The sequence below is a fragment of the Streptomyces sp. NPDC026246 genome, from assembly GCF_055567995.1.
The window spans coordinates 1-17,263 of sequence record NZ_JBVHPJ010000009.1 but is presented as its reverse complement, the minus strand read 5'-3'; the positions used below and the strand labels follow the sequence as shown (position 1 = coordinate 17,263).

General features: G+C 73.9%; 12 protein-coding genes. 3 read left to right on the top strand and 9 right to left on the bottom strand.

Features of this window, described 5'->3' with window-relative positions; all coding sequences use genetic code 11:
- Positions 1-18: 18 nt before the first annotated feature.
- The 8 genes from ACZ4M5_RS22590 to ACZ4M5_RS22555 form a co-directional block, all read right to left on the bottom strand.
- Positions 19-1,176, bottom strand: a complete 1,158-nt coding sequence (locus tag ACZ4M5_RS22590; RefSeq protein WP_467739517.1) for an acyl-CoA dehydrogenase family protein — start codon at positions 1,174-1,176, stop codon at positions 19-21.
- A gap of 80 nt (positions 1,177-1,256) precedes the next feature.
- Complete coding sequence (locus ACZ4M5_RS22585; protein WP_467739515.1) at positions 1,257-3,101, bottom strand: acetyl/propionyl/methylcrotonyl-CoA carboxylase subunit alpha; 1,845 nt, start codon at positions 3,099-3,101, stop codon at positions 1,257-1,259.
- A 10-nt stretch (positions 3,102-3,111) separates the two neighbouring features.
- Positions 3,112-4,710, bottom strand: a complete 1,599-nt coding sequence (locus tag ACZ4M5_RS22580) for an acyl-CoA carboxylase subunit beta (protein WP_467739513.1) — start codon at positions 4,708-4,710, stop codon at positions 3,112-3,114.
- Positions 4,707-6,377 (bottom strand): acyclic terpene utilization AtuA family protein, encoded by a 1,671-nt coding sequence (locus tag ACZ4M5_RS22575; RefSeq protein WP_467739511.1) that lies wholly within the window; start codon positions 6,375-6,377, stop codon positions 4,707-4,709. Before ACZ4M5_RS22575 ends, ACZ4M5_RS22580 begins: the two co-directional genes overlap by 4 nt.
- Before the next feature lie 49 nt (positions 6,378-6,426).
- Positions 6,427-7,221, bottom strand: a complete 795-nt coding sequence (locus ACZ4M5_RS22570; protein WP_467739509.1) for a TIGR03084 family metal-binding protein — start codon at positions 7,219-7,221, stop codon at positions 6,427-6,429.
- Between the two features lie 203 nt (positions 7,222-7,424).
- A complete protein-coding gene (locus tag ACZ4M5_RS22565; protein WP_467739507.1) occupies positions 7,425-8,384 on the bottom strand; it encodes an EamA family transporter in 960 nt (319 codons plus the stop codon).
- 163 nt (positions 8,385-8,547) lie between these two features.
- Positions 8,548-9,681: a lipid II:glycine glycyltransferase FemX gene (locus ACZ4M5_RS22560; RefSeq protein ID WP_467739505.1), complete on the bottom strand. Its 1,134-nt coding sequence runs from the start codon at positions 9,679-9,681 to the stop codon at positions 8,548-8,550.
- A 138-nt stretch (positions 9,682-9,819) separates the two neighbouring features.
- Positions 9,820-12,744 (bottom strand): FAD-binding and (Fe-S)-binding domain-containing protein, encoded by a 2,925-nt coding sequence (locus ACZ4M5_RS22555; protein WP_467739503.1) that lies wholly within the window; start codon positions 12,742-12,744, stop codon positions 9,820-9,822.
- A 211-nt stretch (positions 12,745-12,955) separates the two neighbouring features.
- On the opposite strand from ACZ4M5_RS22555, the gene serC reads away from it, so the two are divergent.
- Positions 12,956-14,074: a phosphoserine transaminase gene (gene serC / locus ACZ4M5_RS22550; RefSeq protein ID WP_467739501.1), complete on the top strand. Its 1,119-nt coding sequence runs from the start codon at positions 12,956-12,958 to the stop codon at positions 14,072-14,074.
- A gap of 80 nt (positions 14,075-14,154) precedes the next feature.
- Here the strand turns inward: serC and ACZ4M5_RS22545 are convergent, their stop codons facing one another.
- On the bottom strand, positions 14,155-15,132 hold the full coding sequence (locus ACZ4M5_RS22545) for a WD40 repeat domain-containing protein (RefSeq protein WP_467739499.1): 978 nt from the start codon (positions 15,130-15,132) through the stop codon (positions 14,155-14,157).
- A 136-nt stretch (positions 15,133-15,268) separates the two neighbouring features.
- Between ACZ4M5_RS22545 and ACZ4M5_RS22540 the strand changes: the two genes are divergently transcribed.
- Positions 15,269-15,943 (top strand): SGNH/GDSL hydrolase family protein, encoded by a 675-nt coding sequence (locus ACZ4M5_RS22540; RefSeq protein WP_467739497.1) that lies wholly within the window; start codon positions 15,269-15,271, stop codon positions 15,941-15,943.
- A 51-nt stretch (positions 15,944-15,994) separates the two neighbouring features.
- Entirely contained in the window at positions 15,995-16,987 is a 993-nt protein-coding gene (locus ACZ4M5_RS22535) for an aldo/keto reductase (RefSeq protein WP_467739872.1), read from the top strand.
- Positions 16,988-17,263 lie beyond the last annotated feature (276 nt).

Below are 17,263 nucleotides of genomic sequence, written 5' to 3'. Positions count from 1 at the left end.
CTCGCGGCGCGGGCCGTCTCAGTACGACTTGGGCAGGCCCAGGGTCTGGTGGGAGACGTAGTTGAGAATCATCTCCCGGCTCACCGGTGCGATACGAGCCACGCGCGCGGCCGTTATCAGCCGGGCCAGGCCGTACTCGCGGGTGAGGCCGTTGCCGCCGAGGGTGTGGACGGCCTGGTCGACGGCCTTGACGCAGGCTTCCCCGGCGGCGTACTTGGCCATGTTGGCGGCCTCTCCGGCGCCGATGTCGTCGCCGGTGTCGTAGAGGTGGGCGGCCTTCTGCATCATCAGGCGGGCCAGTTCGAGGTCGATGTGCGCCTGGGCGAGGGGGTGGGCGATGGCCTGGTGGGCGCCGATGGGCGCGTTCCAGACGGTGCGGTCGCGGGCGTAGCGGACGGCCGTGTCGAGGGCGTGGCGGCCCATGCCGATCGCGAAGGCGGCCGTCATGATGCGTTCGGGGTTGAGGCCGGCGAACAGCTGGAGCAGGCCCGTGTCCTCTCCCCCACTGCCGAAGGCGTGGGAGGGGCCCCCACCGACGAGGGCGTCGGCGGGCAGGCGTACGTCGTCCAGGACGAGTTCGAACTGCTTCTCCGCCGCGTGGAGTTCCATATCGATGGGGCGGCGGGTGAAGCCGGGGGTGTCGCGCTCCACGATGAACAGGCAGGGCTTGAGGCGGCCGGTGCGGGCGTCCTCGGTGCGGCCGACGATCAGGGTGGCGTCGGCGATGTCGACGCCGGAGATGAAGACCTTGCGGCCGGTGAGGATCCAGCCGCCGGTGTCCCGGTCGCGGCGTGCGGTGGTGGTGATGCGGTGGCTGTTGGAGCCGGCGTCGGGTTCGGTGATGCCGAAGGCCATGCGGCGGGTGCCGTCGGACAGGCCGGGCAGCCACTCCCGCTTCTGGGCGTCGGTGCCGAAGCGGGCGATGACCGTGCCGCAGATGGCGGGTGAGACCACCAGCATGAGGAGGGGGCAGCCGGCGGCGCCCAGTTCTTCCAGGACGATGGAGAGTTCGGAGATTCCTCTCCCGCCGCCTCCGTACTCCTCGGGGAGGTTGACTCCGAGGTAGCCGAGTTTGCCTGCGTCGGACCAGAGTCGGTCGGGTTCGCCTCCGGGGCCGTGGCGCTTGCCGAGGGCGGCGACGGCTTCTCGGAGCGCCTTGTGGTCTTCGGTGTCCATGGGGAGTCCTTTCGGTGCGGGCCGGATGTGGCTTGTCGCGCTCACGCGGCGGAGCCGCATATCGATACAGCCCCGCGCCCCTAACCGGCTTCCTTCACCACAGCCAGCAGAGCGCCCGGCTCGACCTGTTGCCCTGGTGCGACGCACAGGTCGGCCAGCGTTCCCGTCACCGGGGCGGTGATCTTGTGCTGCATCTTCATCGCCTCCAGCCAGAGCAGGGGTTCGCCGGCCTGCACGGGTGTCCCGGCCGTGAGGCCGTCGGCGACCCGGACGACCGTGCCCGGCATGGGCGCCAGGAGGGAGCCCGGGGCGTGCCGGGCGGTGGGGTCGGGGAAGCGGGGCAGGGCGGTCAGGGCGGTGGCGCCGACGTACACCCGGTCGCCGTGGCGGGAGACCTCGAACCGGCGTCGCACGCCGTCCACTTCGAGGATCACCAGTCTCGCGTCGGCGTGCACCACGCGCACCCCGTCCGCCTCCGGGCCCCGCCTGCCGTACCGGTAGCGCACCTCGTGCTCCTCGCCGGCCATCAGGTAGCGCTTGGTCTGCGGCTGGGAGGGGACGTTGCGCCAGCCGCCGATGCGGGAGCGGCCGTGGGCGTCGGCGAGGGCGGCGGCCAGGGGGGCGTAAGGGTCCGGGGCCGGTTCGGTCAGGGCCGTGAGGTGGCGGTCGTAGAAGCCGGTGTCCATGCGGGCGGCGGTGAACTCGGGGTGGCGCAGGGAGCCGACCAGGAGGTCGCGGTTGGTGACGGGGCCGTGGATCACCGCGCGTTCGAGGGCGGAGGCGAGCCGGCGCAGGGCCTCGGGGCGAGTGGGGGCGTGCGCCACGACCTTGGCGATCATCGGGTCGTAGTGGACGCCGATGTCGTCGCCGTCGGTGTATCCGGTGTCCAGGCGGACGCCCTCCGGCACGGCGAGCCGGTGCAGGCGGCCCGTCTGCGGGGACCAGTCGCGCGCCGGGTCCTCGGCGTACAGGCGGGCCTCGACGGCGTGGCCGGAAGCGCGGGGCGGATCGGCCGCCAGGGGACGGCCCTCGGCGACGCGGATCTGCTCGGCGACCAGGTCGATGCCGAACACGGCCTCGGTGACGGGGTGTTCGACCTGGAGACGGGTGTTCATCTCCAGGAAGTGGGCGCGTTCGCCCGCGACGAGGAACTCGACCGTGCCGGCTCCCGCGTAGTCGACGGCTCGGGCGGCCCGTACGGCGAGGTCGGCGAGTTCCTGGCGGAGCGCGTCGGACAGGCCCGGGGCGGGGGCCTCCTCGACGACCTTCTGGTGGCGGCGCTGGAGGGAGCAGTCGCGGGTGCCGAGCGCGTGGACGGTGCCGTGGGTGTCGGCGAGGATCTGCACCTCGACGTGCCGGCCGTTCTCGAGGTACGGCTCGACGAACACCTCCCCGTCGCCGAAGGCGGCGGCCGCTTCGGCCCGGGCGGCGGCGAGTTCGGCGTCCAGGTCCGCGAGGTGCCGTACGACGCGCATGCCGCGGCCCCCGCCGCCCGCCGCGGCCTTGACCAGTACGGGCAGGTCGTCCTCGGCGACGTCGGTGAGCGGTGCGATGCCCATGAGCTGCTTGGCGCGGGTCTTGGACGCCATGGCCTCGATGGCCTCGGGGGGCGGCCCGATCCAGATCAGGCCCGCCTCCCGCACGGCCCGGGCGAAGGCGGCGTTCTCGGAGAGGAAGCCGTAGCCGGGGTGCACGGCGTCGGCGCCGGCCGCGAGGGCCGCCTTCACGATCAGGTCGCCGCGCAGATAGGTGTCGGCGGGTGTCTCCCCCGGCAGCCGTACGCTCGTGTCGGCCACGCGCGTGTGCAGGGCCCGCGCGTCGGCGTCCGAGTGCACGGCGACCGTGCGGATGCCCAGGTCGCGGCAGGTGCGGAAGACACGGCAGGCGATCTCGCCCCGGTTGGCGACGAGCACAGAAGTGATCACTGGGGGTTCCTCACATCCGGAAGACGCCGAAGCCGCCGCGTGCGCCCTCGTAGGGCGCGGTGTGGATCGCGGAGAGGCACAGGCCGAGGACGGTGCGGGTGTCGCGCGGGTCGATGACGCCGTCGTCGTAGAGCCGCCCGGACAGGAACATCGGCAGCGACTCGGACTCGATCTGCTGCTCGACCATGGCGCGCAGCGCGGCGTCGGCCTCCTCGTCGTAGGGCCGTCCCTTGGCGGCGGCGGACTGGCGGGCGACGATCGACAGGACGCCCGCGAGCTGCTGCGGGCCCATGACGGCCGACTTGGCGCTGGGCCAGGCGAACAGGAAGCGCGGGTCGTAGGCGCGGCCGCACATGCCGTAGTGCCCGGCGCCGTAGGAGGCGCCCATCAGCACGGACAGGTGGGGGACCTTCGAGTTGCTGACGGCGTTGATCATCATGGCGCCGTGCTTGATGATGCCGCCCTGCTCGTACTCCTTGCCGACCATGTAGCCGGTGGTGTTGTGCAGGAAGAGCAGGGGGATGTCGCGCTGGTTGGCGAGCTGGATGAACTGGGCGGCCTTCTGCGACTCCTCGCTGAACAGCACGCCCCGGGCGTTGGCGAGGATGCCGAGCGGGTAGCCGTGCAGGGCGGCCCAGCCGGTGGTCAGGCTGGTGCCGTACAGCGGCTTGAACTCGTCGAAGTCGGAGGCGTCGACGATGCGGGCGATGACCTCGCGCGGGTCGAAGGGGCTCTTCAGGTCGCCGGGGACGATGCCGAGGAGTTCCTCGGCGTCGTGGGCGGGCGGTTCGGCCGGGCCCGGATCGCCGTACGCCTTGCGGTGGTTGAGGCGCGCGACCACGCGCCGGGCCTGGCGCAGGGCGTCGGGCTCGTCGACGGCGAAGTGGTCGGCCAGGCCCGACACGCGCGCGTGCATGGCGGCACCGCCGAGGGACTCGTCGTCGCTCTCCTCGCCGGTCGCCATCTTCACCAGGGGCGGGCCGCCGAGGAACACCTTCGCGCGCTCCTCGACCATGATCACGTGGTCGGACATGCCGGGGACGTAGGCGCCGCCCGCGGTGGAGTTGCCGAAGACGACCGCGACGGTCGGGATGCCGGCGGCGGACAGCCGTGTGAGGTCGCGGAAGATGGCGCCGCCGGGGATGAAGATCTCCTTCTGGGACGGCAGGTCGGCGCCGCCGGACTCCACCAGGCTGATCACGGGCAGCCGGTTGGCCAGGGCGATGTCGTTGGCGCGCAGGGCCTTCCTCAGCGACCAGGGGTTGCTCGCCCCGCCGCGCACGGTCGGGTCGTTGGCGGTGATGAGGCACTCGACGCCCTCGACGACGCCGATGCCGGTGACCAGGGAGGCACCGACGGTGTGGTCGCTGCCCCAGGCCGCCAGCGGGGACAGCTCCAGGAAGGGCGTGTCCGGGTCCAGGAGCAGTTCGACGCGCTCGCGGGCGAGGAGCTTGCCGCGCGCCCGGTGCCGTGCGACGTACTTCTCGCCGCCGCCCGCGAGGGCCTTGGCGTGCTCGGCGTCCAGAGCGGCGAGCTTGTCGAGCATCGCCTCGCGGTTGGCCCGGAAGTCCGGCCCGTGGGGGTCGAGCGCGGAGGTCAGGACGGTCACAGCAGGGCCTCCGGTATGTCCAGGTGGCGGGAGCGCAGCCATTCGCCGAGGGCCTTGGCCTGCGGGTCGAAGCGGTGCTGCGCGGCGACGCCGGCGCCGAGGATCCCCTCGACGACGAAGTTCAGGGCGCGCAGGGCCGGCAGCACGTGCCGTCGGACGGTCAGTTCGCGGCTCTCGGGGATCAGCTCCCGGAACCGGTCGGTGGTCAGTTCGTGCGCGAGCCAGCGCCAGGCCTCGTCGCTGCGGACCCACACGCCGACGTTGGCGTTGCCGCCCTTGTCTCCGCTGCGGGCCCCGGCGAGCAGCCCCAGCGGGGCCCGGCGGCGCGGCCCGGGCGGCAGCGGCTCGGGCAGCGCGGGTTCCGGTACGGGTTCGAGGGCCCGGGTGTCCTCCGGGGGCGGCACGCTGATCCGGCGCCCGTCATGGAGGACGGCCACATGGTCGACGGCCCCATGGGGGACGTACACATCCTCGAACACCCCATAGGGCGAGCCCTTGGAGGGTGGGGCCAGCACATGGAAGCCGGGGTAGCTGGCCAGGGCCAGCTCCACCGCGGCCCCGCTGAGGGCACGCCCCACGGCCTGCTGGTCCGGGTCCCGGACGACGAGCCGCAGCAGGGCGCTGGCCGTCTCCTCCGTGCCGGCGTCGGGCCGGTCGGTGCGGGCGAGTTCCCAGCGCGCCTCGGCGACCTTGCCGAGGGCGGGTTCCAGCTGCTCGAGGACCAGGGCGGCCTTGGCCTCGACGTCCAGTCCGGTGAGCACGAAGACGACCTCGTTGCGGAAGCCGCCGAGCCGGTTGCGCCCCACCTTGAGGGTGGGCGGCGGCGCCTCCCCGCGCACGCCCTCGATCCGCACCCGGTCGGGCCCGTCGGGCGTGAGCCGGACCGTGTCCAGCCGGGCGGTGACGTCCGGCCCCGCGTACCGGGCGCCGGCCGTCTCGTAGAGCAGCTGGGCCGTGACGGTGCCGACGTCGACGAAGCCGCCGGTGCCGGGGTGCTTGGTGATGACGCAGCCGCCGTCCTCGTGGAGTTCGGCGAGCGGGAAGCCGGGGCGGCGGACGTCGCCGTCCCGGAAGAAGGCGTAGTTGCCGCCGGTGGCCTGGGCGCCGCACTCCAGCACGTGCCCGGCGACCACGGCGCCGGCGAGCCGGTCGTACGCGCCGGGCCGCCAGCCGAAGTGGGCGGCGGCGGGCCCGGTGACCAGGGCCGCGTCCGTGACCCGCCCGGTGACCACGACGTCGGCGCCCTCCCGCAGGCAGGCCGCGATGCCGAAGCCGCCGAGGTAGGCGTGGGCGGCGAGGCTCCCGGGGTGGGCCGCGGTGAGGTCGTCGCCCTCCACATGTGCGACACGCACAGGCAGACCCAGCCGGTCCGCCAGGGCCCGTACATCGTCGGCGAGCCCGGCCGGGTTGAGACCGCCCGCGTTGGCGACGATCCGGACGCCCCGTTCCAGGGCCAGTCCGAGGCACTCCTCCAACTGCCTCAGGAACGTGCGGGCGTATCCCGCGGCCGGGTCCCTCAGCCGGTCCCGGCCGAGGATCAGCATGGTCAGCTCGGCGAGGTAGTCGCCGGTGAGGACGTCCAGTTCACCGCCGGTGAGCATCTCGCGCACGGCGTCGAAGCGGTCGCCGTAGAACCCGGAGGCGTTGCCGATGCGCAGGACCGTCATGGCGCCGCCCCCTGCCCGGCGCGCCGGTGCGCTGCGGTGCCGGCGCCCGTCACGCTCCGGCCTCCTGCGCCGGGCGTCCGCCCCCCGGTGGTCCCGCGAACGCCTGCGCGATGTCCAGCCAGCGGTCGGCGTCGGGGCCGTCGGCGCGCAGGGCCAGGGCGGCCCGGTGGGCGCGCTGGGTGACCAGCAGGCAGAAGTCGACGGCGGGTCCGGTGACGCGCTGCGGGGCGTCCTCGGGGCCGTACGCCCACACCTCGCCCGACGGCGCGAGGAGTTCGACGCGGAAGGGTGCCGCGGGCGGGGTCAGTCCGTGCGCGCCGTAGGCGAAGTCCCGGGTCCGCACCCCGAGCCAGGCCACATGCCGCAGCCGGTCTGTGGGTGGGCGCACCACACCGAGGGTGTCGGCAACGTCCTGCCCGTGGGCCCAGGTCTCCATGAGCCGGGCCGTCGCCATGGAGGCGGCCGACATGGGTGGGCCGTACCAGGGGAACCGCGTCTTGGCCGGGGCCGCCCGCAGGGCCTGCTCCAGTGCCGTGCGGCCCTCCCGCCAGCGGGTGAGCAGCTCGGCGGGCGGGAGCGAGGCGCCTTCCTCGGCGCCCTCGTCGACGAAGGAGCCGGGGGCCGTGAGCGCCTTCTCGACCAGGGTGTGGAAGGCGCCGGGGTCCGTGACCGCGAGCAGGGCCGAGTGGTCGGTCCAGGCCAGGTGGGCGATCTGGTGGGCCACGGTCCAGCCGGGGGCGGGCGTCGCGAGCGACCAGCGCCGGGCGCTCAGCCCGGCGACGAGCGCGTCCAGCTCCTCGCTCTCCTCGCGCAGGGCGTCGATCACCGACGTCGGATCGGACACGGGCGCTCCCTCGGGGCACGGCGGTGTGCGGGGTGGTGCGGCGTGCTGAGGAGCATGGCAGCGGCGCGAGAAACAATCAAGCGTGCTTGCATGAAAATCTGCCCGGCCCGGCACACCGGGCGCCGGGCCCTGTCGGGCATGCCACCCCTGCGGGCCCGCCGACCGGGACGCCGGACGGACGGACGGAGGGAGGGAGGGCGGGCCTAGCCCTCCAGTGCCGTGCTCTCCAGCGCCGCCCTCTTCTTGCGGCCGCGGCCCACCTGGGTGCGGACCGCGCCCATGCTCGCGGCGATCACGAGGGCGATCGCGGCGGCCTCGGTGGCGGCGAGGGCCTGGTCGAGGATGAGGAAGCCGGCCGCGGCGGCGAGTGCCGGTTCGAGGCTCATCAGGATCGCGAAGGTGGAGGCGGGCAGGCGGCGCAGGGCCAGCAACTCCAGGGTGTAGGGCAGGACGGAGGAGAGCAGGGCGACCGCCGCGCCCAGGCCCAGGGTCACCGGGTCGAACAGCTTCGTACCGGACTCGGCGAGACCGAGCGGCAGGAACAGCACCGCTCCGACCGCCATGGCCAGGGCGAGTCCGTCGGCCTGGGGGAAGCGGCGGCCCGTGCGGGCGCTGAAGACTATGTAGGCGGCCCACATGGCACCCGCGCCCAAGGCGAAGGCCGCACCTGTGGGGTCGAGGCTGCTGAAGCCGCCCCCGCCGAGGAGGAAGACGCCGGCGAGCGCGAGGGCCGCCCAGACGAGATTGATCACGCGGCGGGAGGCCACGACCGACAGGGCGAGCGGACCGAGGACCTCCAGGGTCACGGCGGGGCCCAGCGGGATGCGGTCGACGGCCTGGTAGAAGAGGCCGTTCATCGCGGCCATGGTGACGCCGAAGACGACGACCGTGCCCCAGTCGGCACGGGAGTGGCCGCGCAGCCGCGGCCGGCAGACCACCAGCAGGACGACCGCCGCCACCAGCAGCCGCAGTGCCACCACCCCGAGGGCCCCGGCCCTCGGCATCAGCGTCACGGCGACCGCCGCGCCGAACTGCACGGAGACCCCGCCCGCGAGCACCAGGCCCACGGGGCCGAGCGAGCCGAAGCGGCCCTGGCCGGCCGGCGGGGAGCCGGCGGCACCGGTCGTGGACTGGGGTGGGGCGGTGGTCTCCGGGGTGGTCACGGGCGGGTCCTGTGCTCGAGGGGGCGGGGGCCGGGGTGCTGCTCGTGTGCGGTGCGTACACCCTGATGCACTCAACGTACAACCCGATGCACTGTCCAGTCCAGGGTAATGGACTGGGTCAGGTGCGTGAACCCTTTTTGCCTCTGTCTTGTGCTGTGAGACGTCAGCGGCGGGCGAGATACAGGCTGAACGCCTTGTAGAGCAGCCGGTTGAGGGGGTGGTCCCACTCGCCGAGGTACTCGACGGCCTCGCCGCCGGTGCCCACCTTGAAGCGGAGCAGCCCCAGCAGCGGGCTGGACTCCTCCAGGGTGTCGGTGATGCCGCGCAGGTCGTAGACGGCGGCGCCGAGTTCGTGCGCGTCGCTCATCATGCGCCACTGGACGGCGCTGCTGGGCTGGACCTCGCGGCGGCGGGCGGTGGAGGCGCCGTAGGAGTACCAGACGTGGTCGCCGACGGTCAGCATGGTGGCCGCGGCGAGCACCTCCCCGTCGTGGTACGCGAGGTAGAGCCGCATGCGGTCGGGGTGTTCGGCGGTGAGCGCGTTCCACATGCGCTCGAAGTAGGGCAGCGGGCGCGGCAGGAAGCCGTCCCGTTCGGCGGTCTCGGTGTACAGCTCGTGGAAGACCGGCAGGTCCGACAGGTCACCGCGGACGACCTTCACCCCGGCCTTGTCCGCCTTCTTGATGTTGCGCCGCCACTGCTGGTTGAGGCCGTCGTGGATCTCCTCCAGCGACCGCCCGGCGAACGGCACCTGGAAGACGTGGCGGGGCTGGCCCGCGGCGAAGCCGTCCTCGCCGGCCGGGGTCTGCCGCCAGCCCATGTGCCGCAGGACGTCCGCGACCCGTCCGGCCCGGGTCTCGTACGACGTGGCCCGTACGTCGCGCAGCCGCCGGGCGGCCGGGTCGGTGATGGCCGCCTTGACCGTCTCCGCGCTCCAGCGGCGCACCACGACCGGGGGGCCCATGCGCACGGCGAAGGCGCCCCGGCGCTTCAGGTACGTCAGCATCGGCTCCAGCAGGCGTTCCAGGCCCGGTTCGTGCCAGTCCAGGAGGGGGCCCTCGGGCAGGTAGGCGAAGTGGCGCGGCAGGCCGGGCAGCCGCGGACCGGGCAGGGGCCGCAACAGCACCAGGCCCGCACCGACGAGCTGTCCGGCGCCGTCGAACCAGCCGAGGCTCTCCGCCTCCCAGTCGGGCTTCACCTCACCCCAGGACGGCATCTGGGTGTGGCTGGCGGAGGGGCGGCCCGCGACGAACGCGAGGTGCTCGTCGCGGGTGATCGGCTGGACGCGGACGCTCATGCGCGGGCTCCTTCGAGCAGCGGCCCTCGACGGGCAGTGACTGGTCCCGCGAGCGTAGGAGCGGCCCGGGCCCTCCCCCGGCTCAGACACTCGGGTCCACCCTCCCGTGGCCCGAACGCCCCACAGACCCCCGCCGCCTCACTCCCCTGCCCGCTCCCCCTGTGGCGCTCCGTCCTCGTCCAGCGCCTGCGCCAGCACCTCGGCCAGGTGCCTGCCCCGGACGCCGGCCAGGTGCTGCAGCTGGGTGCGGCAGGAGAAGCCGTCCGCCAGGACCACCGCGCCGTCCGGGGCCTCCCGCACCGCGGGCAGGAGCTGTTCCTCCGCGACGGCCGCCGAGACGTCGTAGTGACCGCGGGTGAAGCCGAAGTCGCCGGCGAGCCCGCAGCAGCCGCCGCTCGGTTCCCCGGTGAGTCCGGCCTTTCGGCGCAGCCGGCGGTCGGCGGCGTCACCCAGGACCGCGTGCTGGTGGCAGTGGGTCTGCCCCGTCACCGGGCGGTCGACGCGCGGCGGGTTCCAGCCGGGGGCGTGCCGCTCCAGCGTCTCGGCGAAGGTGAGGACCCGGGCGGCGAGGCGGGCGGCGCGCGGGTCGTCGTGCAGCAGCTCCGGGAGGTCGGCGCGCAGGGCGGCGGCGCAGCTCGGCTCCAGGACCACGACCGGCGCGTCCGTCTCCAGTACCGGTTCCATCAGGTCGAGCGTGCGGCGCAGGACGGCACGGGCGCGGTCCAGCTGCCCCGTGGAGACGTACGTCAGCCCGCAGCACACCCGGCCCCGCCCGCGCAGCAGCGACAGCGGGTCGAGGGCGACCGTCCGGCCGTCGCCCACCGGGGGTCGCGCCAGGTGGACGGTCGGCGGCAGCGCCACCCGCAGCCCGGCCGCCTCCAGCACCCGTACGGCGGCCTGCCCCACGGCGGGTGAGAGGTGCTCGGTGAAGGTGTCGGGCCACAGCAGGACGAGGTCCCCGTGCCCGGCGGGGCGGTGCGGACGCCGCCGCTCCCACCAGCCGCTGAACGTCCGCCGGGCCAGCCGCGGCAGCGGCCGCTCGGGTGCGATCCCGCCCAGCCGTCTGGCCGCCCGGGCGAGCGGCCGGATCCCGGCGAGCGCGTTGACCAGCCGGGCCGTGCGGGTGCGTGACACCACCCGCAGCCACAACGGCAGCCGGCCCATCGAGTGGTGCGCGGCGGGGCGCCGGCGCCCCGCGTAGTGGTGGTGCAGGAACTCCGCCTTGTACGTGGCCATGTCGACGCCGACCGGGCAGTCCGAACGGCAGCCCTTGCAGGACAGGCACAGGTCGAGCGCCTCGCGCACCTCGGGCGAACGCCAGCCGCCGGTGACCACCTCACCGGCGAGCATCTCGTGCAGCAGCCGGGCCCGCCCGCGCGTGGAGTGCTCCTCCGCGCCGGTCACCCGGAAGGACGGGCACATCACGGCCGGGCCGGACACCGACTCCGTACGGCACTTGGCGACGCCCACGCAGCGGCGCACCGCGGCCGTGAAGTCACCGCCGTCCGCCGGGTAGCCGAAGGCGACGTCGACGGGCTCGCGGGGCAGGACGGCGAAGCGCAGGCCGGAGTCCAGGGGCGCGGGCCGCACCAGCATCCCCGGGTTCAGCAGGTCGTCGGGGTCCCACACCCCCTTCACCCGCTCGAACAGGCCGACCATCCGCGACCCGTACATCGCCGGCAGCAGCTCGGCGCGCGCCTGCCCGTCGCCGTGCTCGCCGGACAGCGACCCGCCGTGCGCCACCACCAGCTCCGCGAGTCCCTCCGAGAAGCGGCGGAAACGGGCGACTCCGGGCCGGGTGAGCAGGTCGAAGTCGATGCGGACGTGGATGCAGCCGTCCCCGAAGTGCCCGTAGGGAGTGCCGCGCAGGCCGTGCGCCGCCATCAGCGCCCGGAAGTCCCGCAGGTAGGCGCCCAGCCGTTCGGGCGGCACGGCGCAGTCCTCCCAGCCGGGCCAGGCCTCGGTGCCGTCCGGCATCCGGGTCGCCGTGCCGCTCGCGTCCTCCCGGATCCGCCACAGCGCCCGCTGCCCGGCCGGGTCGGTGACGACCAGCGCGTCCAGGACGTCGGCCGCCCGCACGATCGTCCGCGCACGCGCGCGTGCCTCCGCCTCCGACTCCCCGCCGGTCTCCACGAACAGCCAGGCCCCGCCCCGCGGCAGCTCCGCCGCCGACGGCACCAGGTCCGCCGCCATGCCCTCGACCGTCAGCGGGCGGTACGGCAGCAGCCCGGCGGCCGCCTCGGCCGCCGCGCTCTCGTCGGCGTACGCCAGCACCGCCAGCGCACGCGCGCGTGGCGCCTCGACCAGCCGCACCACCGCCTCGGTGAGGACGCCCAGGGTGCCCTCGCTGCCGCAGAAGGAGCGGGCCACGCCGGCGCCCCTCTCGGGCAGCAGGGCGTCCAGCGCGTACCCGGAGATACGGCGGGGCAGATCCGGGAAACCGGTGCGCAGCAGGGCCAGTTCCCCCTCCGCCAGGGCGCGCAGGCCCTCCGGTGCGCCGGCCCACTGCCGCCCGAGCCGCAGCCGCTCCCCGCGCGCGGTGAGGACGTCCAGCTCCGCCACGCTGTCGGCGGTCGTCCCCCACGCCACCGAGTGGGAGCCGCACGAGTTGTTGCCGATCATGCCGCCGAGCGTGCAGCGGCTGTGCGTGGAGGGGTCGGGGCCGAAGCGCAGCCCGTGCGGGGCGGCCGCCTCCTGGAGCCGGTCCAGGACCAGCCCCGGCTGCACGACGGCCGTGCGCCCCTCGGGGTCCAGGGCGACCAGCCGGTTCATGTGCCGGGTGAAGTCCAGGACGACACCGGTCCCGGTGGCCTGCCCGGCGATCGACGTTCCCCCGCCCCGGGCGACGACGGGCACCCCGTGCTCCCGGCAGACCGCCAGCGCGGCGGCCACGTCCTCGGCGTCCACCGGGGCCACCACCCCCAGCGGCACCCGCCGGTAGTTGGAGGCGTCCATGGTCACCAGCGCCCTGGCCCCGGCGCCGAAGGCGACCTCGCCCCGGACGGCCGCCCGCAACCCGCCCTCCACGGCCGCCGGATCGACACCGCGCAGAAGATCCTTCATTCCTCCAGCATGCACGGCCCGCCGTCCGGCGGGGGGCGGGTTGCGGGCGGGGGCGCGAGCACCGGTCACCCGGCGGGACGGCACCCGGCAGGCGACGTGCGGCAGGCGACCGGCGGCAGGCGGGGCAGCACCCCCGGAAGTTGCCCCCCGGCCGTCTCACCCGACGGACGACGTTTCGCCCGCGTTTGGGGAAACGGCTACGCTCCCCTCCGTGGCTGAGATCCAGATTCCCTCTGACATCAAGCCCGCGGACGGACGTTTCGGCGCGGGACCCTCCAAGGTGCGGACGGAGGCGCTGGACGCCCTCGCCGCAACCGGCACCTCCCTCTTGGGCACCTCCCACCGCCAGGCCCCCGTCAAGAACCTGGTCGGCCAGGTCCGCGAGGGCATCAGCGAGCTGTTCCAGCTCCCCGACGGCTACGAGGTGGTCCTCGGCAACGGCGGCTCCACCGCGTTCTGGGACATCGCGACGCACGGCCTGATCGAGAACACGTCGCAGCACCTCAGCTTCGGCGAGTTCTCCTCCAAGTTCGCCAAGGCCGCCAAGCTCGCCCCCTGGCTGGCCGAGCCGGACGTCATCTCCGCCGACCCGGGCACGCACCCCGAGGCGGTCGCCCGGGCCGGCGTGGACGTCTACGCGTTCACCCACAACGAGACCTCCACCGGTGTCGCCATGCCCATCAAGCGCGTGGCGGGCGCCGACGAGGGCGCCCTGGTGCTCGTGGACGCCACCTCCGGCGCCGGCGGCCTGCCCGTCGACGTCAGCGAGACGGACGTCTACTACTTCGCCCCGCAGAAGTCCTTCGCCTCCGACGGCGGCCTGTGGATCGGCGTGTTCTCCCCGGCCGCGATCGAGCGCGCCGAGCGGATCCACGCCTCCGGCCGCCACGTCCCGGAGTTCTTCAGCCTTCCCACGGCGATCGACAACTCCCGCAAGAACCAGACGTACAACACCCCGGCGCTGTCCACGCTCTTCCTGCTGAACCAGCAGCTGGAGTGGATCAACGGCCAGGGCGGCCTGGACTGGGCGGTGCGCCGCACGGCCACCTCGGCGCGGACGCTGTACGGCTGGGCCGAGGACGTGAAGTTCGCGAACCCGTTCGTCACCGACCCGGCCAAGCGCTCGCAGGTCATCGGCACGATCGACTTCACCGACGAGGTCGACGCCGCCGCCGTCGCCAAGGTGCTGCGCGCCAACGGCATCGTCGACACCGAGCCGTACCGCAAGCTCGGCCGCAACCAGCTGCGGGTCGCGATGTTCCCGGCGATCGACCCGGCGGACGTCGAGGCGCTCACCAAGTGCGTCGACTACGTGATCGACAAGCTCTGACCGCCGCGCGTACGTGAGCGAGGGCGCCCCGCACGCGCGGGGCGCCCTCGTCCGTCACCGGCTCGGCTCCGGCACGACTCCTAGGAGCGGCGCCTCAGTTTCCGCAGGGCGAGCACCACGACCAGGGCCGCGCCCGCGGCGATCGCGCCCGTCCTGAGGGTGCCGTTCAGCCCCTCACCGCCGTCGGACGCGGCGGAACCCCCCTTGTCCGAGGGGGAGCCGGAGCCCCCGCCCCCAGGTGCGTCCTGCGGTTCCACCGGGCTGTCGGCGCCCTCGGCCCCGTACATGAGCTTCGTGCCGTCGGCGGTGTAGGTGACCGACTCCCCCTGCCCGAGGAACGGCACCCCGAGCCGCTCCTTGCGCTTGATCCGCCCGCCGTTCCAGTCGTACGCGATCGACCCGAAGTAGCTGCGCACGACGAGGTGTTCGCCGTCCGGGGACAGCGTGGCGTCGGTGGCCTCCAGGTCCGGGACGGCGGCGACGGGGCGGAAGGTGTTGGACCCGGAGGCGGAGAGCCGGGCCGGGCCCTCGTAGAGGTGGCCGCCCTTCTCGTTCTTGTCGACGATGTAGACCCGGCCGGTCTTCGGGTGCACGACCAGGGACTCGGCGTCGCGCGGACCATCGGAGTACTTCACGACGAACTGCGTGGCCCGGATCGTCCGGTCCTTCAGCTCCTTCGGCTCGGGCAGCCGATAGATCCAGACGTACGGCCAGGTGCCGCCGAGGTTGTCGCCGATGTCGCCCACGTAGATCTGGCCGTCCGGCCCGAGGGAGACGGCCTCCACGTCGCGCGGGCTGCCCACGCCGGACATCGTGATCGTCGCCACCGTCTCGCCCGTGGAGCCGTCCACGGCGTACAGGTACGCCCCGTCGTCGCTGTCGTTGTGCGTCCAGTAGATGCCGGGGTGCCGGTGCGAGGCGGCCAGGCCGCTGGACTCGGTGATGCGCGGATCCTTGATCGTGAACTTCTCGTTCCCGTCCCCGCCGGCGGCGGAGGCGGGCGCGGCGAGCGCGCCCGTGACGAGGGCCGCGGCGACGAGGGCGAGAGATCTGCGCATGCCCCAAGCCTGCCATCCCGCCCGGCCGTTCAGCGGCCCGGGACCGGAAGCCGGGGCGGCCGGAGAGGGTTCCGGGGCCGGAGCGCGTGGCCCGACTCACATCCCGCCGGGCGGGCCGATCGTCCATGATGAGCGGATGCTCAGGTTCATGCCCGTCGGTGACTCCATGACGATCGGGAGCGCGGGCGAACACACGTGGCGCTACCGCATGTGGCAGCACCTGTGCCGCTCCCACGGCGGCCCGTTCACCCTCGTCGGCCCCCGCGAGACACTCCACGACAAGCTCGCCGGCGCCCCGACCTCGCACGCGTACGCCGAGCCCGGCTTCCCGCGCGCCCACCTGGCCGGCTGGGGCGAGGGCTGGCTGCACATGGCGCCCCTGATCGGCGAGGCGGTGCGGGCCGGCCGCGCGGACGTCCTGCTGGTCTCCCTCGGCCTCATCGACCTCGGCTTCTACACGAACGCCGAGCAGACCTCCGAGAACGTCCGGGCCTTCGTCCGCGAGGCACGGGCGGCCAACCGGCGGGTGCGGATGGTGTGGCTGCCGGTCACCCCGAACATCCGGGCGCGGACGGACGCGGCCTTCGCCACCGAGGTCGCCCGCTTCAACGAACTCCTCGCCAAGACGGCGGCCGACCTCGACGAGCCCGGCTCCCCCATCCTCCTGGCCTCCTCCCCGCCCTCGTACGACGTCTCCGCCGACACCTACGACGGCACGCACCTCAACGCGAGCGGCGAGCACAAGATCGCGGCCGCCTTCGCGGAGGCCATGCACCAGGGCTGGGGCCTGGGCGGGCCGTACCAGCCGTAGCTCCGTGCGGTGCTTGCCTGGAGCGCACTCCAGGACGTTGGCTTGGGCACCATGGAGTACACGCAGCTCGGACGCACGGGACTCAAGGTCAGCCGGCTCGTCCTCGGCACCATGAACTTCGGTCCGCAGACCGACGAGGCCGACAGCCACGCCATCATGGACGCGGCACTCGACGCCGGCATCAACTTCTTCGACACCGCCAACGTGTACGGCTGGGGCGAGAACAAGGGCCGTACCGAAAGCATCATCGGCACCTGGTTGGACCAGGGCGGGGGACGGCGCGACAAGGTCGTCCTCGCCACGAAGGTCTACGGCAACATGGGCGCCGACGGGCCCGCCTGGCCGAACCACGACAAGCTCTCCGCCGTCAACATCCGCCGGGCCGTGGACGCCAGCCTCAAGCGGCTCCGAACCGACTACATCGACCTCTACCAGTTCCACCACGTCGACCGGGACACCCCGTTCGAGGAGATCTGGCAGGCGATCGACGTCCTGATCCAGCAGGGCAAGATCCTCTACGTCGGCTCGTCCAACTTCCCCGGCTACAAGATCGCCCAGGCCAACGAGATCGCCGCCCGGCGCGGCGGGACCATCGGCCTTGTCAGCGAGCAGTGCCTGTACAACCTCGCCGAGCGGCGCGCCGAGATGGAGGTCGTCCCGGCCGCGCAGGACTACGGCCTCGGGGTCATCCCCTGGTCACCGCTGCACGGCGGGCTGCTGGGCGGTGTGCTGAAGAAGGAGGTCCAGGGCGGCCGCCGCGCCTCGGGCCGCGCCGCCGACGCGCTCGCCGACCCCGCGCAGCGGGCCCGCATCCAGGCCTACGAGGACCTGCTCGACAAGCACGGTGTAGAGCCCGGTGAGGCCGCCCTGGCCTGGCTGCTCACCCGGCCGGGCGTGACCGGCCCGATCGTCGGCCCGCGGACCGCCGAGCAGCTCGCCTCCGCGATCCGCGCGGTCGAGCTGGAGCTGTCGGAGGAACTGCTGGCCGGGCTGGACGAGATCTTCCCGGGTCCGGGTCCGTCCCCGGAGGCCTTCGCCTGGTAGGCCCGCCCGGTACACCCGCCCGGCAGGACGCCGCGGGGACCGCACGCCACGCCACCCACCGGCCCACCACCGGAGGGCAGGCGTCCGCGGTCCCCAGCGGCCCACCCCCCGAGCACACCTCGCCGACCGGACGGAATCTCGCCACGGATCCGGGCCCGCCCCCCGAGACACCCGCCCGGTACACCCGCCCGGCAGGACGAAGCGGGGACCGCACGCCACGCCACCCACCGGCCCACCACCGGAGGGCAGGCGTCCGCGGTCCCCCGCGGCCTACCT